Origin of the sequence: Streptomyces roseifaciens (genome assembly GCF_001445655.1) — a bacterium.
Taxonomy (GTDB): domain Bacteria; phylum Actinomycetota; class Actinomycetes; order Streptomycetales; family Streptomycetaceae; genus Streptomyces; species Streptomyces aureoversilis.
In genome coordinates this window covers 250,487-271,200 of sequence record NZ_LNBE01000004.1, presented here as the reverse complement: position 1 = coordinate 271,200, position 20,714 = coordinate 250,487, and the positions used below count along the sequence as shown (strand labels likewise).

The following is a 20,714-nucleotide window of genomic DNA, read 5'->3' as shown; positions in this document are numbered from 1 at the left end:
CGCAGGTGGCCGCGCCTCAGCGCAGGATTCCCTCCAGGAAGTCGCTGCTGAGGCGCGCCACCGCCCTGACGTCCAGCTGGTAGAGGACGTAGCGGCCCCGGCGGCGGGCGGTGATCAGCCCGGCCTTCTTCAGCACCGACAGGTGCCGGGAGACCTCCGGCGCGCTGAGGCCCAGGACGCCGGCCAGCTCCCCCGTCGTGTGCGCGGTGCGGGCCGTGCTGCGGCACACCTGCATCCGCACGGGGTGGGCCAGCGCTTCCAGGCGCAGCTTGAGCAGGTCGACCGAGGTGGGCGCGGGCAGTTCGTGCGAACCGACCGGGTAGTGGACGACCGGGCGCCACGCGGGCCGGTGCAGGACCATCAGGTGCGGCCAGCCGAAGTGCGAGGGCACGAACGTCAGGCCGGGCCCCACGGCGGGATCCAGCGCCGTGGTCCTTCCCTCGGCGAGCTTGTCGACCCTGATGCGGGTGCCGCCGTCCTCCAGGACCAGGGCCGGGGAGACGTCGGCCAGGGCCTCGCGCAGCCCCTTGCGGCGCAGCAGCTCCGTCTTGTGCCGGGCGTCGGCGGCCAGGCGGGGCTCGATCCGCTGCCAGATGTCCGCGAAGAACGCGTCGTCGCAGTCCTCGAACAGCCGCCGCACCCAGGCCCGTACGGAGGCGGGGTCCTTCAGCAGGCGCTCGGTGAACTCCACCTGCCGGGGGCCGCGGGCGGCGGCCTGCTCCAGGGCGCGGGTGCGCGCGGCCCGGTCGGTGAGCGCCGAGGGGCCGCCCTCGTTGTAGAGGGCGAGGCAGGAGAACTCCAGGGCGGTGGTGACGAACTGCTCGTCGTCCAGCCGGTCCAGCAGGTCCAGTTCGTCGGCCAGGGTGGCCCCCGGGCTGACGGCGCCGCCGCGCAGCCCGGCGAAGGGCATGAAGAGGTCGGAGAACGTGGTGCGCCACAGGAAGTCGGCCTCCTGCAGGCGGTCGGCGAGGTCCGGCCGGAGCGCGGCGGCCGTCGCCGTGACCCAGCCCGTCAGCCCCGGGTGGTGGCCGGGCTCGGCCAGCGCGTGCAGGGCGAGGCACAACTCGCCCAGCGGCGAGGTCTCGAAGACGATCCGTTCCCGAGGCAGCCCTGCGATGTTTATGCTCACGCTCACGACGTCATGATGCCTGCTCGTTCGAAATCGAGCAGACGCCGTTTGCGCGGGAGGCCCCCGCCGTAGCCGGTGAGGGCGCCGGTCGCGCCCACGACGCGGTGGCAGGGGACGATGATGCCGACGGGGTTCTTGCCGTTGGCCAGGCCCACGGCCCGGGCCGCGGACGGGCGGCCGATGCGGGCGGCCAGCAGGCCGTAGGAGACGGTTTCGCCGTACGGGATCTCCAGGAGGGCGTTCCAGACGGTGCGCTGGAAGTCGGTCCCGGCCAGGGCGAGGGGGAGGTCGAACCCGGTGCGGCTGCCGGCGAAGTACTCCTCCAGCTGTTCGCGTACGCGGGCGAAGGGGGCCGGGTCGGGGTCGCCGAAGGTCTCCTGGGGCGGCCGGTGGCGCTGGCCCTCCATGTAGAGGCCCGAGAGCCTGCCGCCGGTGGCCACCAGGGTCAGGGGGCCGTACGGGCTGTCCATCAGGGTGTGGGTGCGGTCGGTCATGGTGTTCCTCGGTGACGATCAGGCCGGAAGGCGGTTGATGGCGTGGTCGCCGGTCGCCCACAGGTGCTGGACGGCGTACGCGCGCCACGGCTGCCAGGCCCGGGAGCTGCGGGTGAGGGCCGCGGGGGTGGCGGGCAGCCCCAGGGCGCCGGCGGCCAGGCGGACGCCGAGGTCGGTGGCGACGAAGGCGTCCGGGTCGCCGAGGGCGCGCATGGCGATCGTCTCGACGGTCCAGGGGCCGATCCCGGGCAGTGCGGCGAGCTGCTCGCGGGCCCGCTGCCAGTCGCTGCCGGGGCCGAGGTCGAGCTCCGCGGAGGCCAGGGCGGCGGTGAGGGCGGTGAACGTCCGGCGGCGGGTGCCGGGCATGGCGAGCGTCTCCGGGTCGAGTGCGGCCAGGTCCGCGGGCGCGGGGAACAGGTGGGTCAGGCCGCCCTCCGGGTCCTCGACGGGCGTGCCGTGGGCGGTCACCAGGCGGGCGGCGAGGGTACGGGCCGACGCCGTGGACACCTGCTGGCCGAGCACCGCGCGCAGGGCGAACTCCGCGGGGTCCACGGTGTGCGGCACCCTGCGGCCCGGGGCGCGCCCGACGAGCGGGGCGAGCAGCGGGTCCCCGGCGAGGAGGCCGTCGACGGCCTCGGGGTCGGCGTCGAGGTCCAGGAGGCGGCGGCAGCGGCTGACCGCGGCGGCCAGGTCACGCAGGTCGGTCAGGGCCAGCCGGCAGCCGATGTGCCCGTCCGCCGGGCGGAGGGTGGCGATGCCGTGCCCGTTCGGCAGCCGCATCGTGCAGCGGTAGGCGCCCTCCCGCCACTCCTCGGTGCCCGGCACCCCGGTGGCCGCCAGGTGCCCGAACAGGTTGTCCGGGAAGAGCGGCGCGCGGTACGGCAGCCGCAGGGAGACCGTGCCGGTCGTCGCGGGCGCCGGGCGGGCGCGGCCGGCGGCGCGGGCCCGCAGCTCGCTCGGGGAGAGCCCGAAGACCTCCCGCACGGTGTCGTTGAAGGCGCGGATGCTGGCGAAGCCGGCGGCGAAGGCCACCTCCCCCATCGGCAGCGGCGTCGTCTCGATCAGCAGCCGTGCCGTCTGCGCCCGCTGGGCGCGGGCCAGGGCGAGCGGGCCGGCGCCCAGCTCGGCGACGAGCTGCCGCTCGATCTGGCGGGTGCTGTACCCCAGCCGCGCCCCGAGGCCGGGCACCCCTTCGCGGTCCACGACCCCGTCGGCGATCAGGCGCATGGCCCTGGCGGCCAGGTCGGCCCGCTCGTTCCAGCGCGGCGAGCCCGGGCTCGCGTCGGGGCGGCAGCGCTTGCAGGCGCGGAAGCCGGCCTGCTGCGCGGCGGCCGCGCTCGGGTAGAAGGTCATGTTCTGCGGCTTGGGCGGCACCACGGGGCAGCTCGGCCTGCAGTAGATCCGCGTGGTCGTCACCGCGGTGAAGAACCACCCGTCGAAGCGGGCGTCCTTGGACTGTACGGCCCGGACGCACCGGTCCACGTCGTTGTGCATGCCGCCAGTATTGGCGGACGGCCCGCCCCGGATCTCGCGGAAATCCGACATCCACGTCGGGTGCCCTCGAGGAGAACGGGTGTGGCGCCCGCGACGGGATCGGGGCGCCACGCCGAGGCGGCGGCCCGGGGCGGGGGCACCCCGGGGACCGCCCTTCGTCTCCTAGTGTCCGTACCCGCCGTGCCCGTACCCGCCGTGCCCACCGGAGGCGTTGACGCAGGTGTTGCCGGAGGCGGGGTTCAGCAGTCCGACGATGTTGATCGTGTTGCCGCAGAGGTTGATCGGGACGTGGATCGGGACCTGGATGACGTTGCCCGAGATGACGCCCGGGGAACCGGCGGCCACGCCCTTGGCGCCCGCGTCGGCGAGCGCGTGGCCGGCGAGACCCGCGAGCGCCGCACCGACGGTGGCGGTCAGGGCAGCCGTTTTGACGATTCGTGACATGGGGGAGACACCTTTGCTGCTTGATCTTGCTCGGTCGAACTGGGGGGCGCCCGACCGGTAAGGGCCGGGGTGTGCTTTTCAACGCCCGGTGCTCGCAAAGGTTTCGTACATGGTGCGGATGGGTGACCGCCTTTCTCCCCCGGCGGCCCGTCCTTTCCGCGATCCCGTCCATGCATACGCCACACAGAAATCCGCGGTAATTCCCGGGCGGAATTCCCCGTACGGCGCAGCGCCTCCCCACCGTCCACGCCGCCCGCTCGTCCCGCCGCCGTCCACCCCCGCCGCCGCCTACCCCCGCTCCGCCGCCATCCGCACCGCGAAGGCCGTCAGCTCCTCGCACCACCCGTCGGCCAGCCGCGAGGAGGCCGCGGTCCGCGACGCCCGGTCCACCAGCTCGCGGATGAGGCGCTCGGCGATGCCGCGCTCCTCGCGCTCCAGGAGGATCTCCCGCAGCAGCTCCGCGTCCCAGTCGTACTCGGGGCCGCCGTCGAGGAAGCCGCGCAGCCGCCACGCGGCGTGCAGCGAGCGGGCGTAGGCGTCGTAGGCGGTGTCGAGGTCGCTCCGGCCGGCGAGCGCCGCGCCCAGCCGGAGGGGGTGCCGCAGGGCGTACCAGCCCGCCGTGCAGCCCCGGTCGCAGCCCGATATGCACCGCCCGGGCCACGGGTCGTCGAGGTATTCGGCGGCCATCGCCTCGTGTGCGTAGGTGCCGATCACGCGCTCGGTGCGCATGTCGTCCCAGATCTGCCACGCGGCGGCGGGCAGGCGGGCGGGGAGCCGGTCGCCGAGCGAGAGGGAGAGGTCGCCGGCCAGGGTGGCGGTGGACTCGCCGAAGCGCCGGGGCTCGCCGGCCCAGCCGTTGCGCTCGTGCTCGGCGGCGCGGCTGACGTGCAGCGTGGGGATGCCGCGGCGCAGGGCGGCGTTGTCGCGCACGTCGCTGCGGATGAGGGTGCAGGTGTCGAGGAGTTCGAGGGCGGCGGCGGCCTCGACGGCCTCGGGCGCCTCCGGGTCGCCGCCCGCCGCCAGATAGCCGGTGAGGAGGATGACCGGGCGGACCCGGTCGGCCCCCACGGCGACGAGTTCGGCGAGGGACTCCACGATGCCGGCGCCCCGCGCGTCGGCGGTGCGCCAGCGCCGGTGCTCGTCGTTGAGGAGGCCGCGCAGCCGTTTCTCGACCCGGTCGAGCATCCCGGCGCGCTGGAGCTGGGGAACCGGCTCCCGGGGCGCCACCGCGCGGGGCAGCTGGGGTTGCGTCGTCATCGTGTGCCTCCCTGGATCGGTTTCGGTCCTGCGACCGACCCTGCCGGGCGGGCGCCCCGCCCGGGGGCGGAGCCTGACCGGCCAGAAGACTGCCCACGGGAACGCTCGGGAAGCGACGGTTTCCTGCCATACCGGAATGCGCCATCCCTCCTGCTTCATGGCACTCTCGACCGCCCGGCCGGCCGGTCGGGGCAGGCTCAGAAGGCGGCTTGCGGCCCGTGCGCGCGTACGAGGGTGGCTCGCGCGTGGCTCATAATCGGCTGTCTCTGCCCGGCCGTCCTGGGCCGTTGCCCCGGCCACCGGTCGTATCATCCTCCGATTCACCCGTCTGACCTGCACCGAAGCCGTCCCCCGCACCGTCGCCATCAGGCCAGTGCCGGACGCGTGCGGCGCGGCGCGGACGATGATGGCGCCCGCGCGCCGCGCCCCGGGCCGGCACGGGCGGCGGCACGACGCCCACGGACCGCCCGGTGTGCGCTCACCGGACGGCAGTGCGGCATTCGTACGCCATCTGTACAGCGCGCGCCGCGCCCCGCTACAACGGGTGGGGGCCCGGCACCGGGACCACACGGCAGGCGACCTCCGGGCCCGCGGAGGCGGCGATGCGCAGGATCGCAGTGGTCGGAGCGGGTCAGGCGGGGCTGCAGCTGGCCCTGGGACTGCGGCCGGAGAAGCCGCCGGAAGGGCCCGCGGAGTCCTACGAGGTCACGCTGTACGCCGCCCGCAGGCCCGCGGAGGTGCGGGCCGGGCGCATCCTCTCCACGCCGGCGATGTTCGGCCCCGCCCTCGCCCTGGAGCGCGCCGCCGGGCTGAACCGGTGGGAGGCGCGGACACCCCGGATGACGGCCATCCGGATGGCCGTCACCGAGGGGCCGCACGCTCCCGGGGGCGGGGTCACCGTCCCCCTCGACGCGCCCGCGCAGTCCGTCGACCAGCGGGTGAAGACGGCGGGCTGGCTGGAGCTGTTCGAGGAGCGCGGCGGGCGCGTCGTGTACGGCACGGTGGGCCCGGACGACCTGCCGGGGATCGCCGCCGCCCACGACCTGACGGTCGTCGCCACCGGCCGCGGCCCCCTCGCGGAGATCTTCGCGCGCGACGGACGGCACAGCCCGTACGACCGCCCGCAGCGGACGCTCGCCGCCTGCTACGTGCGCGGCACGCACGGGCCGGACGGCCTCGGCGGGCCGCACGCGCGGATCAACCCCGTGGACGGCGCCGGGGAGTTCTACGTGCTGCACGGCCTCACGCTCGACGGGCCCTGCGAGATGCTGCTGTGGGAGGCGGTGCCGGGCGGGCCCCTCGACGTCTGGGGCGACCGGCCGGGGCCGGGCGCCTTGGTGGAGCGCTCCCTGCAGCTGCTGCGCGGACGGCTCCCCCGCGAGTACGAGCTGTGCCGGGGCATGGAGCCGACCGACGGCGGCGCCGCGCTCACCGGCGCCGTGACCCCCGTCGTGCGCCACCCCGTCGCCCGGGTCGCACCGGACGCGTACGTCCTGGGCATGGCCGACGCCGTCGTCCTCAACGACCCGATCGGCGGACAGGGCGCCAACAGCGCGGCCCGCTGCGCCGCCCGGTACCTGCAGGAGATCACCGGCCACGGCGAACAGCCCTTCGACCGCACGTGGATGCTGCGCACGTTCGCCGCGTACTGGGAGCACGCCCGGCACGTGACGGCCTTCAACAACCTGCTGCTGGGGCCCCCGCCGGAACACGTGCAGCGCATCATGTCGGCGGCGGCGCACCACCCCGAGGTCGCGCACCGCTACCTCAACGGCTACGCGGACCCGGCCGGCTTCCAGGACTGGTTCATGGACGCGGACCGGGCCGACGCCTACCTCGCGGCGGTGGGGGTGACGGGGACGGCGAGGGCGGCGGGGCCCGCCGCTGGGTAGCCTGGGAGCGCCCGCGCGGCCCGGCGGGAGCCCTGCGCGGAGGAGGCGGAAACGACCGTGAGCACGACCCGGCCCGGGACGGTCACCGGCGGCCCGCGCCCGCATACTCCCCCGGGACGCCCGTCCGTGACACGCGGACAGGGCGCGGTCGTCTGCGCGGTCTCCCTCGGAGGCGGCGCGGGGGCCGCCGCCCGCTACGGCGCCGGGCTGCTGTGGCCCACGCCGGCCGGTGCCTTCCCCTGGACCACCCTGCTGATCAACGTGGTGGGCTGCGCCCTGATCGGGGTGCTGCTGACGGTGATCGCCGAGCTCGCCGCGCCGCACCGGCTGCTGCGGCCGTTCCTCGGGACGGGGGTGCTCGGCGGGTTCACCACCTTCTCCACGTACACGGTGGACGTCCAGCGGCTGATCGAGGGCGGGCACGTGGCGACGGCACTCGCGTATCTGGCGGGCACGCTCGCCGGCGCACTGGCGACGGTCCTGGTGGCGGCCACGGCGACGAAGGCGTTCCTGCTGCGGAGGCGTGCGCGATGACGCCGCAGGGCGCGAGGCCCCGGGGCAGGGCGCTTCGCCTGACCGTCTTCCTCACCGAGTCGGACCGCTGGGAGCACCGCCCGCTGTCCACCGAGATCGTGCACCGTGCGCACGCCGCCGGGCTCGCGGGGGCGACGGTCTTCCGCGGGATCGAGGGCTACGGCGCCTCGTCCGTCGTCCACACCGCGCGGCTGCTCTCCCTGAGTGAGGACCTGCCGGTGACCGTGGTGATCGTGGACACGGAGGAGCGCGTACGGGCGTTCCTGCCGCTGCTGGGCGCGGTCACCGGGGAGCGTCTGGTCACGCTGGAGCCCGTCGAGGTCCCGCGGCTGGAGCCCGCGCCGGAGGGTGGCGCGTGAACTGGCTCCTCGTCGTCGCCGGCGCGATGGCCGGCGCGCCCCTGCGCTACCTCACCGACCGTGCGGTGCAGTCGCGCCACGACTCGGTCTTCCCCTGGGGCACGTTCACCGTGAACGTCGCGGGCAGCCTGATCCTGGGCGTCCTCACCACCGCCGCGCCCTCCCACCTGCAACTGCTCCTGGGTACGGGCCTGTGCGGCGCCCTCACGACGTACTCCACCTTCTCCTACGAGACGCTGGTCCTCACCCGCGAGGGCGCCCGCGGGTACGCGGCGGCGAACGCGGTCCTGAGCGTGGTGTGCGGGCTGGGCGCGGCCTTCGCTGGGGTGGCGCTGGGGCGGGGGCTGTGGGGCTGAGCCGCCTCAGGCCTCCGCCGCCCCCAGGTGCTCCAGCAGCACCGTCCGCAGCTCGCGCGCCGCGCGCGGCGGGGCGACGTCCTTGCGGTGGGCCAGGGCGATCGTGCGGCGCATGCGGGTGCCCTCGAAGGGGGTGACCCGCAGGCCCGAGCGGGCCGCCACCATGCCCGGGACCACCGCCAGGCCCAGGCCCGCGCGGACGAAGCCGAGGACCGCGTCCATCTCGCCGCCCTCGACGGTGAAGACCGGCTCGAAGCCGGCGGCGCGGCAGGCCGCCATGGTGATCTCGCGCAGGTCGTAGCCGTGGCGGAACATCACCAGGGGCAGGCCCTCCAGGTCCGCCACGCGCAGGGCGCGGCGCCGGACGGGCGGGGGCTCGCCGGGGGCGGAGACGACGACGAGGTCCTCGCGCAGGAGCTCGGTCGTGGCGAGGGCCGGGGCGCCGACGGCCAGGGGCGTGATGATCAGGGCGAGGTCGAGGCCGCCGGCGGCGAGGGTGCGGACGAGGTCCTGGGAGCCGCCCTCGTCGACGAGGAGCTCGATGCCCGGGTAGCGGGCGTGGTAGGCCCGCAGGACGTCGGGGACGAGGCTCGCGCAGAGGCTGGGCGGGGCGCCGAGGCGCACCCGGCCGCGCCGCAGCTGGGCGACCTCCTGCACCTCGCGCCGGGCCGTCTCGGTGTCGGCCAGGATCTTCCGGGCCAGCGGCAGCAGCGCCTCGCCGGCGTCGGTGAGGGTGATGTTGCCGCGGGCGCGCTGGAAGAGCTCCGCACCCAGCTCCCGCTCCAGGGCGCGGATCTGCTGGGACAGCGACGGCTGGGCGACGTGCAGGGACTCGGCGGCCCGGGTGAAGTGACGGACTTCGGCCAGGGTCGCGAAGTAGCGGAGCTGCTGGAGTTGCACGGTCAGCAGCATAGATAGGACGAGCCTATGGAAACCAGCTTCATCATGTCTTGGACGGATCGACCGGCCGCTGCCTAGCGTCGGTGCCATGGCACTGGCGACCCGGACGGACCGTCCTCCGTCCCTCATCGGCTCCGTGTGGCGTTCGACCGTCGGCAAGAAGGCGGTCATGGCGGTCACCGGCATGATCATGCTGGCGTACCTGGTCGCCCACGTGGTGGGCAACCTGAAGGTGTTCTTCGGGGCCGGGGAGTTCAACCACTACGGGCACTGGATCCGCACCGTCGGCGAACCCTTCCTGCACTACGAGTGGTTCCTGTGGATCGCCCGCGCCGCCCTCGGGACGGCGGTCGTGCTGCACGGCGTGGCCGCGTACCAGCTCAGCCGCCGCGACCTCGCCGCGCGCCCGCAGAAGTACGCACGGAAGCGGCAGCGCGCGAGCTACGCCACCCGCACCATGCGCTGGGGCGGCGTGATCCTCGGGCTGTTCATCGTCTGGCACGTCCTCGACCTGACGACGCTGACGGTCAACCCCAACGCCGAGGAGGGCCGCCCCTACGAGAACCTCGTCGCCTCCCTCGACCGCCCCGCCGTCACGGCCTTCTACATCGCCGCGATGCTCGCCCTCGGGCTGCACATCCGGCACGGCTTCTGGAGCGCCGCCCAGACGCTGGGGGCGAATTCCCCCCGCCGCGACCGGGCGCTGAAGTTCCTGGCCAACGCGCTGGCGCTGGTGCTGACCTGCGGCTTCATAGCCGTACCCGTGGGCGTCCTGACAGGAGTCGTGAGCTGAGCATGTCCTTCTCGTCCGACCACACGCACGCGTCCGACTACACGCACTACACGACCGGCGAGCCGGTCACCGACACCGCCGCCCCCGGCGGCCCCATAGCCGAGCGCTGGGACCGGCGCCGCTTCGAGGCCAAGCTCGTCAACCCCGCGAACCGCCGCAAGCACACCGTCATCGTCGTCGGCACCGGCCTCGCGGGCGGCGCCGCGGGCGCCACCCTCGCCGAGCAGGGCTACCACGTCGTGCAGTTCTGCTACCAGGACTCGCCGCGCCGCGCCCACTCCATCGCCGCGCAGGGCGGCATCAACGCCGCCAAGAACTACCGCAACGACGGCGACTCCGTGCACCGCCTCTTCTACGACACCGTCAAGGGCGGCGACTTCCGCGCCCGCGAGTCCAACGTCCACCGCCTCGCGCAGGTCTCGGTCGAGATCATCGACCAGTGCGTGGCGCAGGGCGTGCCGTTCGCCCGCGAGTACGGCGGGCTGCTCGACACGCGCTCGTTCGGCGGCGTCCAGGTCTCCCGGACGTTCTACGCGCGCGGGCAGACGGGCCAGCAGCTGCTGCTCGGCGCGTACCAGGCGCTCAGCCGCCAGATCGACGCGGGCAACGTCGAGATGCACGCCCGCACCGAGATGCTCGACCTGATCGTCATCGACGGGCGGGCGCGCGGGATCGTGGCGCGCGACCTGATCACGGGGGCCGTCAGCACGTACGTCGCGGACGCGGTGGTCCTCGCCAGCGGCGGTTACGGCAACGTCTTCTATCTCTCCACCAACGCCAAGAACTCCAACGCGACCGCGGTCTGGCGGGCCCACCGCCGCGGCGCCTACTTCGCCAACCCCTGCTTCACCCAGATCCACCCCACCTGCATCCCGCGCTCCGGCGACCACCAGTCGAAGCTGACGCTGATGAGCGAGTCGCTGCGCAACGACGGCCGCATCTGGGTGCCCAGGGCCAAGGGCGACACGCGCCCGCCAGCCGCGATCCCCGAGGACGAGCGCGACTACTACCTGGAGCGGATCTACCCCTCCTTCGGCAACCTCGTCCCCCGCGACATCGCCTCGCGCGCCGCGAAGAACGTCTGCGACGAGGGGCGCGGCGTCGGCCCGGGCGGGCAGGGCGTCTACCTGGACTTCGCCGACGCCATCGCCCGCATGGGCCGCAAGGCCGTCGAGGCCAGGTACGGCAACCTCTTCGAGATGTACGAGCGGATCACGGCGGAGAACCCGTACGAGGTCCCCATGCGGATCTACCCGGCCATCCACTACACCATGGGCGGCCTGTGGGTGGACTACGACCTGCAGACCACCGTGCCGGGCCTGTTCGCGATCGGCGAGGCCAACTTCTCCGACCACGGCGCCAACCGCCTGGGCGCCTCGGCGCTGATGCAGGGCCTGGCCGACGGCTACTTCGTCCTCCCCTCCACCATCAACGACTTCCTGGCCCGGCACCCGCACGACGCCGTGCCCGGGGACCACCCGGCCGTGACCGAGGCCGTCACGGAGGTGACCGGCCGGCTGCAGCGCCTCCTCGCCAACGACGGCGACCGCACCCCGGACTCCTTCCACCGCGAGCTCGGCGAACTGCTCTGGGACGAATGCGGCATGGCCCGCACGGAGACGGGCCTGCGCAAGGCGCTCGGCCGCATACCCGCCCTGCGCGAGGAGTTCTGGCGCCGCATCAAGGTGCCCGGGACCGGCGAGGAACTCAACCAGTCCCTGGAAAAGGCCAACCGCATCGTCGACTACCTCGAACTCGCCGAGCTGATGTGCCTGGACGCCCTGCACCGCTCGGAATCCTGCGGCGGCCACTTCCGGGAGGAGAGCGCGACGCCCGAGGGCGAGGCGGCACGCAAGGACGAGGAATTCTCCTACGCGGCGGCCTGGGAATTCACCGGGACGGGCCGGGCGCCGGTCCTCCACAAAGAATCGCTGACCTTCGAATACGTCCACCCCACCCAGCGGAGCTACGCGTAATGGACCTCACCCTGCGCATCTGGCGCCAGCGCAATGCCGGCGAGCCGGGCGCCATGACCACCTACCGGGTCACGGGAATCAGCGAGGACATGTCCTTCCTGGAGATGCTCGACCACCTCAACGAGGAGCTGATCCTCTCCGGCGACGAGCCCGTGGCCTTCGACCACGACTGCCGCGAGGGCATCTGCGGCGCGTGCGGCATGGTCATCAACGGGCAGGCGCACGGGCCCGAGCGGACCACGACCTGCCAGCTGCACATGCGCCACTTCGCCGACGGCGACACCATCGACGTCGAGCCGTGGCGGGCGGCGGCCTTCCCGGTCGTCAAGGACCTGGTCGTCGACCGCTCCGCCTTCGACCGCATCATCGGCTCCGGCGGCTACGTCACCGCCCCCACCGGCTCCGCCCCCGAGGCCCACGCCACACCCGTGCCCAAGCCGGTCGCCGACCTCGCCTTCGAGCACGCCGAGTGCATCGGCTGCGGCGCGTGCGTGGCCGCCTGCCCCAACGGCTCGGCGATGCTCTTCACCTCCGCGAAGGTCGTCCACCTCAACGTCCTCCCGCAGGGCGGCCCCGAGCGGGAGTCCCGGGTGCTGGACATGGTGGACACGATGGACGACCAGGGCTTCGGCGGCTGCACGAACACCGGCGAGTGCGCCGTGGCCTGCCCCAAGGGCATCCCGCTCACGGCGATCGGGGCGATGAACCGCGAGTACCTGCGGGCCACGCTCAAGGGCGGGCGACGGCGCTGAGCCGACGGGCCGGCGGGCGGCCCGCCGGCCGGGTCTGCGGCCGGGTCAGCGGGCGCCGAAGACCTGGGTCCAGCGGGGGCCGCCCGGGGCGTGGTTGACGCCCACGCCGATCTCCTTGAAGGAGCAGTTGAGGATGTTCTTGCGGTGGCCGTCGCTCTTCATCCAGGAGTCCATGACGGAGGACGCCGACTGCTGCCCGTAGGCGATGTTCTCGCCGTACGTGCTCCAGTTGTAGCCGGCGGCGGTGACGCGCTCGCCGGGGCCCTTGCCGTCGGGGTTGGTGTGGTTGAAGAAGCTGCGGGCGGCCATGTCGTCGGAGTGGCCCTGGGCCGCGGCGTCCAGCTTGCTGTTCTCGGTCAGCGGCGAGCAGCCGACCTTGGCGCGCTCGGCGTTGGCCAGGGCGGTGACCTGCTGGCCGAGCGAGCCGCCGCCGGGGTTCGCGGATTTGGGGGCGCGCTTGGCCGGGCTCGCGCTCTTCGCCTCGGGCGAGGGCTTCGCGGAGGCGGCGGACCGGCTCGGCTCCGCGGAGGGCGAGGCGGAGGACGAGGCGGACGCGGACGCCGACGGCTTGGCCGAGGCGGAGGCGCTCGCGCTCGCCGAGGCGGACGGGGAGGCGGCGGACGGCAGCACGGACGCGCCGGCGTCGAGGGCCTTCACCCGGTTCTGCGGCGCCTGCCCGTCCTTGGCGGAGACGGACGTTTCCTCGGGCGAGTCGGTGAAGAGGTACAGGCCGCCGAGGACGCCGCCCGTGAGGAGGGCGAGGGCGGCGGCGCCGGCCGCGGCCCGCTTGGCGGTGCGGGGGCGGCGCGCGCGGTGGCCCCCGTTGCCGTTGCCCGCGCGGCGGCGGGCCACGCGCGCGCCCGCACGCGTGCCTTCGCCGGCGCCGGCCGGGGATCCCGCCGGGGACGCGTGGGCCACCTGCTGCGTCTGCAGCACCGACCCGCCGCGCCACCAGCCCAGCAGGCCGGCGCCCAGCGGCACCAGGCCGAGGCCGACGAGCAGCCCCTCGGCGGGGACCAGGGCCGACGTCGCGCCGACGCAGCGGCCACAGCCGCGCACGTGGCGGGCGACGCGCTTGCGCCACAGGGCGGAGGGGGCGCCGTCCCAGGAGGCGACGACGTCGCCGAGCTGCGAACAGGCGGGCTGGGCGGCGAGGGCCCGGACGACGCCGCGGGCGGTGTCCAGCTGGGCCTTGGTGCGCTGGATGCGGACGGCCGCGTGCTGCGGGGTCATGTCGAGGGCGGCGGCGACCTCGGCGCGCGTCAGCTCGCCGGCGGCCTCCAGCCACCACAGGGACAGCACGGTCTGCTCGTCGTCGTCGAGCCAGCGCGTGGCCTCGGCGACCTCCTTGCGCTGCCCCTGCAGACCGAGCCGGACGATGGTGATGTCGACGAAGTCCGCCTCCGGGTCGGGGACTTCGGCGACCTCCTGCAGGCCACTGACGGGAGTCTCCGGGCGCTCCCGCCAGTGGCTGCGTATCTGGTTCATGGTGATGGCGACGAGCCAGGACCGGAAGGCGGCGGCGTCGCGGAGCTCGCCGAGGCCGTTGATGACCCGGAGCATGGTCTCCTGGACCACGTCATCGACGTCGGCGTGGCCGCCCAGGGCCCGGCCGACGATGTTGTAGACGAGTGGCAGGTACGCGGCGACGAGCTCGTCCTGTGCCGCCGTGTCCCCGGCTCGCGCCGCCTCGACCACGGCCACGCTCTGACTGTTCACGCTCCGCCACCCTTCTCCGGCATTCCGTTTCGGGAGTCGATCCGTTCGGTCCGACACATAGGAGATGCGGATGGGGCGCGACGATAACAAAAACTGCTCGGAAAACTTCAAGAGGACCGGACAAATCCCTCTATGTGTGGCTGCTGTTCGCCGCACTCCGGGAAGGCTCCAGGAATTCGGCGAGCATCCCCGGAGTCGCCGCCTCCGCGAAGGCCGCGGCGGTACCGGCGGACATGTCCCGAATGCGGTATCCGCCCTCCCCCGCGGCGACGGCGGCGGTCGCGGTGACGACGCCGGCCCGGCGGGAGAAGGGGCTGTCGGTGAAGGTCCACGCCAGCACGGCCGACCGGTCCAGGGCCGTCGTCTCCCGGCCGAAGGTGCCGGAGCGCACGAAGAGGAAGCGGCCCCGGAGGCCGTGGCCCAGCCCGCGGTAGGCGTCGCGCGCCAGCCCGCACGCGACGGGGGCGGCGAGGAGCACCCAGCCCGCCGCGCAGTACAGCAGGACGGGCGTGAGGAGCGCGCCCAGCACGGCCAGCGCGACGGCGGGCGGCAGCACGCACCACGCGAACGCCCGCACGATGCGACGGCGGAGCGCGGCCCGCGGGTGGGGCGCCAGCTCCGGCGCGCCGAGGGGCTCGCCCAGCACCCCGTCGCACACGCGCAGCGCCTCGCCGTACGAGGCGGGCGGCAGGACGACGCTGCGGCTGCGGTTCTCCTCCTTGGTGCCGAGGCCGCCCGCGACGGCCCGGACGCTCGCCCCGCCGCCCGCGCGCAGCAGGAGCGGCTCGCGCAGGGTCACGCCGCGCAGGCGGGCGCGCTCGATGGAGACGGACCGCGTGGTGAACAGGCCGCGACGGACGCGCAGGGTGGCCGCGTCGGTCCACTCCAGGCGGTAGTCCCACCACTGCTCGGCGTACAGCGCCACCGCGCCGACGGCGCCGAGGGCGGTGATCGCGAGGAGGGCGAGCGGGATCGTGACCCACAGGAAGCTGTGGCCGAAGTCCTCGAAGGCGCGGCGGACGATGCCGATGCGCCATGGCTCGACGCCGATCCCGTCGAGGATCCGCCACACGGCGCCCGCGGCGGCGAAGACGCCGCCGACGACCCAGAACGTCAGCGGGGCGTAGCGCAGCCGGCGCAGGTCGGCGGTGGCGAGCACGGGGTCGTCGGCGCGGCCGGCTCCGGAGCGGGCGAGGAGCTCGGCGCGCAGCCGGACGGCCTCGGGGCGGGCGAGGGCCTCCAGGGAGATCTCGCCGCCGCTCCCCCCGCCGCCGGTGCCGGCGCGCAGCACGGCGAGGCCGAGGACGCGCTGGACGGCGTTGGCGGTGATGTCGACGTTGCGGACGCGGTGCAGGGGGATCGCGCGGACGCTGCGCGTGAACAGGCCCGTGCGGAGCTCGACGGCGTCGGCGGTGACGCGGTAGCGGGTGCGCCGCCAGGTGACGACGCCGCTGGCAGTGATGGCGGCGAAGACGGCGCCGATCACGGCGAGGGTGATCCACGCGCGCGTGTCGAACCGGCCGCCGGTGGCGAGCGCGGTGAGGGCGAGCGAGCCGAGGGGCGCGCCCATCCAGGTGCAGTGCACGGCGATCGTGCGGGGGTCGAGGGTGCGCCACTGCTCGGGGCGCCGGTCGGGCAGCTGCTCGCTCATGCGGCGTCACCGTCCCCGGGCACGAGTCGGGCGGCGTCGGTGATCCGGGCGGCCAGCCACTCCGCGGCCTCGTCGGAGACGCCGGTGATGCGGACGTCGCCGGCCGTGGAGGCGGTGGTGACGGTGACCGTGGCAAGGCCGTAGCGGCTCTGGAGCGGGCCGCGGACGGTGTCGACGGTCTGGACGCGCGAGAGCGGGGCTATGCGGCGCTTGTGCAGGATCCAGCCGCCGGCGGCGTAGACCGCGGCCTCCCCGACCTCCCAGGCGTGGACGCGGCAGCGCAGGCGCGGCATGGCCAGGACGTAGCCGGCGGCGGGCAGGACGAGGACGGCGAGGACGAGCGGGGCGAGCCAGGGGAGGGCGCCGGGGAAGAACAGCAGCGAGTTGACGAGCAGGGCGGCCGCGACGAGCAGCAGGGGGCCGGTGACCGTCAGCAGCGCCTGCACGGTCCACCAGCGACGGGCCCGCGGGTCCACGCCGTTGCGGGGTGGCCTGAGCCCGGGTTGCGTCTGTGCGTGTGCGCCGCGTCGGTGTCCTGTCATGGGCGTGCCGCTCCCGTTTTCCAAGTCAGTTGTATGGCAATAAGCTATAGCAATACAAACGACTTGGAAAGGCGAGGTGGTGGGCGTGCCCAAGCGCGTGGACCACGAGGAGCGCCGCCGGGCGATCGCGGAGGCCCTGTGGCGCATCGCGTGCGCGCGGGGGCTCGACGGCGCGAGCCTGCGCGACGTCGCGGCGGAGGCGGGCATCTCGCTGGGGCAGCTCCAGCACTACTTCTCCAGCAAGGACGAGATGCTCGTCTTCGCCCTCAAGTACCTGGGCGGGCTGGCGGAGGAGCGCATCCGCACACGCCTCATGGGCCTCGCCGCGCCGCCGTCGCCGCGGGACGTCCTGCGGGAGACGGTCACGGAGATGCTCCCCCTGGACGAGAAGAGCCGCACCGGGAACCTGGTCCAGATCGCCTACTTCGTACGCGCCCTCCACGACGAACGGCTGCGCGGCCACGCGAGGGAGGGCGTACCGGCCCTGCGGGCCTTCTTCGCGGACCAGGTCCGGGCCGGGATCGCACGGGGCGAGGTGGATGCGACCCGCGCCCCGGAGGCGGAAGCGATGCTTCTGATCGCCCTGACGGACGGCCTGACGACGTATCTCCTGCTGGAGGTGTGCACGCCGGACGAGACGAAGACGTTGCTGGAGGGCCACCTGGAACGCCTGTTCACACCGTAAGACGGCCGAACGTCCGGCCCCGGCCGTGCCGTGCCGTGGGCCGCCGGGGCTCATCGGGGGCGCGCCGTGAGAGAGGGCGCGGCTCTATGGTCTGCGGGTGGCGCGGTTTCGGCCGCCCGGGCCCGGGGACAGGGCCGTCGCCAGTTCGTTCAGGGCGTCCATGAGGAGTTCGGAGCCCCGGACGGCCACGCCCTCCTCGCCCTCCTCCGCGCGCCACGCGGCGAGCGCCGCCTGAGGGGCCGTCCAGTCGAGGGGCTTGCGGTCGCGGACGGCCGCGGCGGCGGCCGGCAGGGAGTCGGCCACGGCGGCGGCGAACCGGGCCGCGCCCTTCGACGGTTCGGCGTCCTTCTCCGGCAGGTGGGCCTCCATCAGCAGCGTCGCCCGGCCCATCGTGGCCAGCGCCGACTCCGCCCCCCGCTCCGAGGTGCGCGAGAGCCCGCGGTGCCGCACGGGTTCGGTCAGGGCGCGGCCGGCCATCTCCTCCCAGGCGGTGCGGGCGGCGCGCGCGTCGAGCAGGGCCTCGCGCACGCGGCGCGGCTTCCGCTCCCCCGGTTCGGCGTACGCGCCCAGCACGGCGAGCGCGTAGTGCCCGTTGGCGGTGAGCCATTCGGCGAGCCGGTCCCGCAGCCGGGGCGTCTCCCAGGTGGGGAAGAGCGCGTAGGCGGCCATCGCCAGCAGCCCGCCGAGCAGGGTGAGGGCGACGCGCGCCTCGACGGTCTGCGACCAGCCCTCCCCCGCGATGCCGAGGAGGAAGACGACGTACGCGGTGATGCACGCGGACGTCACGCTGTAGCCGGTGCGCATGAGCAGGTACATCAGCCCGACGCACACGACCGACATGCCGGCGCACACCCACGGCCCGGGGTGCGTGAGGGCCATCAGCACGCCGGCGACGGCCACGCCGACGACCGTCCCGGCGAACCGGGCGACGCCTCGCGAGTACGTCTGGCCGAAGTCGGGCCGCATCACCATCACGGAGGTCATGGGCGCCCAGTAGGCGTGCCCCCACGGCAGGGCGGTGCCGGCGGCGTAGCCGGCGAGGACCACCGCGGCGCTCCGTACGGCGTGCCGCCCGACCGGCGACGACCAGCGCGCCTCGCGCCGCAGTGCCCGCAGCGCGACGGGCACGAGCCGGGGCACGGAGGGCCTCAGCAGGTGCCGGTGTTCGCGGGCGCCGCGAGCGGGGGTCCGGCGCACGGGCTGGTCGGTGGCGTCGACCGCGTCGCCGAGCAGGGCCATCAGGCGCAGGGCGGAGCGGCGCGCGGCGCCGTGCAGGACGGGCCCGGTGGCGGGCACGGTGAGGACGGCGGTGGCCTCCTCGGGCAGTTTCACGGGCTTGCCCCACCGGATGGCGCGCGCGACCGCGTCCAGCACGGTCGCCGCCGCGCCCAGCAGGTCCCGTGCGCGGTCCCGTTCGGGCCCCTCCGCGGGGGCGCCGAGGACGGGGTCGGCGAGCGCGGCGAGCACGGGCCGCAGCCGTTCGGCGACGCCGCGCGGCCCGCCCAGCTGGCGGGGCCGGCTGCGGGCCTGGCGGGGGGTCAGCTCGGCGGCCTCGCGGGCGTCCATGAGCGGCTGGGGGTCGAAGCCGGCCTGCGGGTCGTGCCGGAGGCGGCGCGCGTAGTCCGCCTCGGCGGCGAGCGCGTCGGCGAGCGCGTCCCGCTGGACGCCCCAGGGGCGGACGGGCAGGAGCACGATGAGGGCCGCCTGGACGAGCCCGCCGACAGCGATCAGCCCGGCGTGGTGCAGCGCCCCCATGACGGACGTCGGGAGCGTGACGGTGACGAGCATGACGGCGATGGTCTGCGTGGCGACCAGGCCGGAGACCGGCCCGACCGCCCAGGCCATGCCCGCGAGCAGCGTCCAGACGGTCAGCAGGGTGCCGAAGACGACGGGGTCGAAGGCGGCCACGTAGCCGAGGAACGTGCTGACGGCGAGGCCGACCGCCACGGCGAGCGCCAGCACCGGGCGGGGCCGCCAGCTCCGCTGGAACGTCACCAGCCCGGCGGAGAACGCGCCGAACGCGGACGACACCGCGAGGACCGGGGTCCCCAGCCACAGGATGACCCCGACCACGATCGCGACGCCGAGCGCGCCACGGGCGGCGACCACGGGCGTCAGCTTGGTGCGCTCGATCGTCAGCCCGTCGCGCGCGGCCTTCCGCAGCGCACTGGACCAGGTCATGGCCTGAGCTTACGTTCCGGACGATCGCGTTCCGTGCAGCGGGAGGTTCTCAGCGGTGGCTCGGGAAGCCCAGGTCCACGCCGCTGTCGGCCGGGTCGGGCCACCGCGTGGTGACGACCTTGCCGCGCGTGTAGAAGTGGACGCCGTCGTTCCCGTAGATGTGGTGGTCGCCGAAGAGGGAGTCCTTCCAGCCGCCGAAGGAGTGGTAGCCGACCGGCACCGGGATGGGCACGTTGATGCCGACCATCCCCGCCTCGACCTCCAGCTGGAAGCGGCGGGCCGCGCCGCCGTCCCGGGTGAAGACGGCCGTGCCGTTCCCCCACGGCGAGGAGTTGATGAGGGCCAGCCCCTCCTCGTAGGACTCCGCGCGCAGCACGCACAGCACCGGGCCGAAGATCTCGTCGCGGTAGGCGTCGGACTCGACGGGCACCTTGTCGAGCAGGGACAGCCCGATCCAGTGCCCGTCCTCGTAGCCCTCGACCGTGAAGCCGGTGCCGTCGAGGACGACCTCGGCGCCCTGGGCGGCCGCGCCGTGCACGTAGGAGGCGACCTTGTCGCGGTGGGCCCTGGTGATGAGCGGGCCCATCTCGGAGGCGGGGTCGTCGCCCGGCCCGATCTTGATCTTCTCGGCGCGCTCGCGGATCTTCGCCACCAGCTCGTCGCCCGCCGAGCCCACCGCGACGACCGCGGAGACGGCCATGCAGCGCTCGCCGGCCGAGCCGTACGCGGCGGAGACGGCGGCGTCGGCGGCCGCGTCGAGGTCGGCGTCGGGCAGCACCAGCATGTGGTTCTTGGCGCCGCCGAGGGCCTGGACGCGCTTGCCGTGCTCACCGGCCACCCGGTGGATGTGGCGGGCGATGGGCGTGGAGCCCACGAAGGAGACGGCGGCGACGTCCGGGTGGGTCAGCAGCCGGTCGACGGCCTCCTTGTCGCCGTTGACGACGTTGAGGACGCCCTCGGGCAGCCCGGCCTCGGCGGCCAGCTGGGCCAGCAGGATCGCGGGCGAGGGGTCCTTCTCGCTGGGCTTGAGCACGAAGGTGTTGCCGCAGGCGATCGCCAGCGGGAACATCCACATCGGCACCATCGCCGGGAAGTTGAACGGCGTGATGCCCGCGACGACGCCGAGCGGCTGGCGGATCGCCGCCACGTCCACGCCGCCGGACACCTGGGTCGACAGCTCGCCCTTGAGCTGCGTGGTGATGCCGCACGCCAGCTCGACGATCTCCAGCCCGCGGGCGACCTCGCCGAGGGCGTCGGAGTGCACCTTGCCGTGCTCGGCGGTGATCAGCTCGGCGAGCTCGGCGCGGTGGGCGTCCAGCAGCGCGCGGTAGCGGAAGAGGATCGCGGTGCGGGTGGCCAGGGAGGACGTGCCCCACGTCGCGAAGGCGGCCTTGGCCGCGGCGACGGCGGCGTCCACCTCCTCCGCCGAGGCGAAGGCGACCCGCGTCGTCCGCGCGCCCGTCGCCGGGTCGGTGACCGGCCCGTACGTGCCGGAGGTGCCCTCGACGGCCTTGCCGTCGATCCAGTGGTTGACGGTCTTCATCGGTCGGCCTCTC

Annotated in this window: 19 protein-coding genes; 8 read left to right on the top strand and 11 right to left on the bottom strand. The window is 74.5% G+C overall.

The window, feature by feature from the left end:
• Positions 1-16 precede the first annotated feature (16 nt).
• The 5 genes from AS857_RS18340 to AS857_RS18320 all read right to left on the bottom strand — a co-directional run bounded on the left by AS857_RS18340 (position 17) and on the right by AS857_RS18320 (position 4,818).
• Complete coding sequence (locus tag AS857_RS18340; RefSeq protein WP_058044393.1) at positions 17-1,129, bottom strand: DUF5937 family protein; 1,113 nt, start codon at positions 1,127-1,129, stop codon at positions 17-19.
• A gap of 2 nt (positions 1,130-1,131) precedes the next feature.
• On the bottom strand, positions 1,132-1,623 hold the full coding sequence (locus AS857_RS18335) for a methylated-DNA--[protein]-cysteine S-methyltransferase (protein ID WP_058044392.1): 492 nt from the start codon (positions 1,621-1,623) through the stop codon (positions 1,132-1,134).
• Between the two features lie 18 nt (positions 1,624-1,641).
• A complete protein-coding gene (locus AS857_RS18330; RefSeq protein ID WP_058044391.1) occupies positions 1,642-3,117 on the bottom strand; it encodes an AlkA N-terminal domain-containing protein in 1,476 nt (491 codons plus the stop codon).
• Positions 3,118-3,279: 162 nt separating this feature from the next.
• Positions 3,280-3,561 (bottom strand): chaplin, encoded by a 282-nt coding sequence (locus AS857_RS18325; protein WP_058044390.1) that lies wholly within the window; start codon positions 3,559-3,561, stop codon positions 3,280-3,282.
• A 288-nt stretch (positions 3,562-3,849) separates the two neighbouring features.
• Positions 3,850-4,818 carry a polyprenyl synthetase family protein gene (locus AS857_RS18320; protein ID WP_245700274.1) on the bottom strand — a complete coding sequence of 323 codons (969 nt, stop codon included), beginning with the start codon at positions 4,816-4,818 and terminating at the stop codon, positions 3,850-3,852.
• A 602-nt stretch (positions 4,819-5,420) separates the two neighbouring features.
• Here AS857_RS18320 and AS857_RS18315 point away from each other — a divergent pair.
• The 4 genes from AS857_RS18315 to crcB (AS857_RS18300) all read left to right on the top strand — a co-directional run bounded on the left by AS857_RS18315 (position 5,421) and on the right by crcB (AS857_RS18300) (position 7,959).
• Complete coding sequence (locus tag AS857_RS18315) at positions 5,421-6,710, top strand: styrene monooxygenase/indole monooxygenase family protein (protein WP_058044389.1); 1,290 nt, start codon at positions 5,421-5,423, stop codon at positions 6,708-6,710.
• Positions 6,711-6,836: 126 nt separating this feature from the next.
• Positions 6,837-7,244: a fluoride efflux transporter CrcB gene (gene crcB / locus AS857_RS18310; protein ID WP_058044388.1), complete on the top strand. Its 408-nt coding sequence runs from the start codon at positions 6,837-6,839 to the stop codon at positions 7,242-7,244.
• Positions 7,241-7,603 (top strand): DUF190 domain-containing protein, encoded by a 363-nt coding sequence (locus AS857_RS18305; RefSeq protein ID WP_058044387.1) that lies wholly within the window; start codon positions 7,241-7,243, stop codon positions 7,601-7,603. The genes crcB (AS857_RS18310) and AS857_RS18305 overlap by 4 nt, the downstream gene beginning before the upstream one ends.
• Positions 7,600-7,959 carry a fluoride efflux transporter CrcB gene (crcB, locus tag AS857_RS18300; RefSeq protein ID WP_058044386.1) on the top strand — a complete coding sequence of 120 codons (360 nt, stop codon included), beginning with the start codon at positions 7,600-7,602 and terminating at the stop codon, positions 7,957-7,959. Before AS857_RS18305 ends, crcB (AS857_RS18300) begins: the two co-directional genes overlap by 4 nt.
• A 6-nt stretch (positions 7,960-7,965) precedes the next feature.
• On the opposite strand, the gene AS857_RS18295 is transcribed toward crcB (AS857_RS18300), so the two are convergent.
• Positions 7,966-8,859: a LysR substrate-binding domain-containing protein gene (locus AS857_RS18295; protein WP_058046885.1), complete on the bottom strand. Its 894-nt coding sequence runs from the start codon at positions 8,857-8,859 to the stop codon at positions 7,966-7,968.
• Positions 8,860-8,947: 88 nt separating this feature from the next.
• Here AS857_RS18295 and AS857_RS18290 point away from each other — a divergent pair, with 88 nt between their 5' ends.
• Genes AS857_RS18290 through AS857_RS18280 form a run of 3 tightly spaced genes read left to right on the top strand, consistent with a single transcriptional unit; the run spans position 8,948 to position 12,380 of the window.
• On the top strand, positions 8,948-9,652 hold the full coding sequence (locus AS857_RS18290) for a succinate dehydrogenase cytochrome b subunit (RefSeq protein WP_058044385.1): 705 nt from the start codon (positions 8,948-8,950) through the stop codon (positions 9,650-9,652).
• 2 nt (positions 9,653-9,654) lie between these two features.
• Positions 9,655-11,628 carry a fumarate reductase/succinate dehydrogenase flavoprotein subunit gene (locus tag AS857_RS18285; protein WP_058044384.1) on the top strand — a complete coding sequence of 658 codons (1,974 nt, stop codon included), beginning with the start codon at positions 9,655-9,657 and terminating at the stop codon, positions 11,626-11,628.
• Positions 11,628-12,380, top strand: a complete 753-nt coding sequence (locus AS857_RS18280; protein ID WP_058044383.1) for a succinate dehydrogenase/fumarate reductase iron-sulfur subunit — start codon at positions 11,628-11,630, stop codon at positions 12,378-12,380. The genes AS857_RS18285 and AS857_RS18280 overlap by 1 nt, the downstream gene beginning before the upstream one ends.
• Before the next feature lie 45 nt (positions 12,381-12,425).
• Here AS857_RS18280 and AS857_RS18275 read toward each other — a convergent pair whose 3' ends face one another.
• From AS857_RS18275 to AS857_RS18265, 3 genes are all read right to left on the bottom strand, one after another.
• Positions 12,426-14,099, bottom strand: a complete 1,674-nt coding sequence (locus tag AS857_RS18275) for a sigma-70 family RNA polymerase sigma factor (protein WP_058044382.1) — start codon at positions 14,097-14,099, stop codon at positions 12,426-12,428.
• Positions 14,100-14,229: 130 nt separating this feature from the next.
• The gene (locus tag AS857_RS18270; protein WP_063804337.1) at positions 14,230-15,750 is read right to left on the bottom strand and encodes a PH domain-containing protein; all 1,521 of its coding nucleotides are present in this window, start codon (positions 15,748-15,750) and stop codon (positions 14,230-14,232) included.
• On the bottom strand, positions 15,747-16,292 hold the full coding sequence (locus AS857_RS18265; protein WP_058044381.1) for a PH domain-containing protein: 546 nt from the start codon (positions 16,290-16,292) through the stop codon (positions 15,747-15,749). Before AS857_RS18265 ends, AS857_RS18270 begins: the two co-directional genes overlap by 4 nt.
• Positions 16,293-16,377: 85 nt before the next feature.
• On the opposite strand from AS857_RS18265, the gene AS857_RS18260 reads away from it, so the two are divergent.
• Complete coding sequence (locus AS857_RS18260) at positions 16,378-16,977, top strand: TetR/AcrR family transcriptional regulator (RefSeq protein WP_058046884.1); 600 nt, start codon at positions 16,378-16,380, stop codon at positions 16,975-16,977.
• Between the two features lie 84 nt (positions 16,978-17,061).
• Here AS857_RS18260 and AS857_RS18255 read toward each other — a convergent pair whose 3' ends face one another.
• A complete protein-coding gene (locus tag AS857_RS18255; RefSeq protein ID WP_058044380.1) occupies positions 17,062-19,158 on the bottom strand; it encodes an FUSC family protein in 2,097 nt (698 codons plus the stop codon).
• Positions 19,159-19,207: 49 nt separating this feature from the next.
• Positions 19,208-20,701, bottom strand: coding sequence for a CoA-acylating methylmalonate-semialdehyde dehydrogenase (locus AS857_RS18250; RefSeq protein ID WP_058044379.1), 1,494 nt, complete (start codon positions 20,699-20,701; stop codon positions 19,208-19,210).
• Between the last annotated feature and the right edge of the window lie 13 nt (positions 20,702-20,714).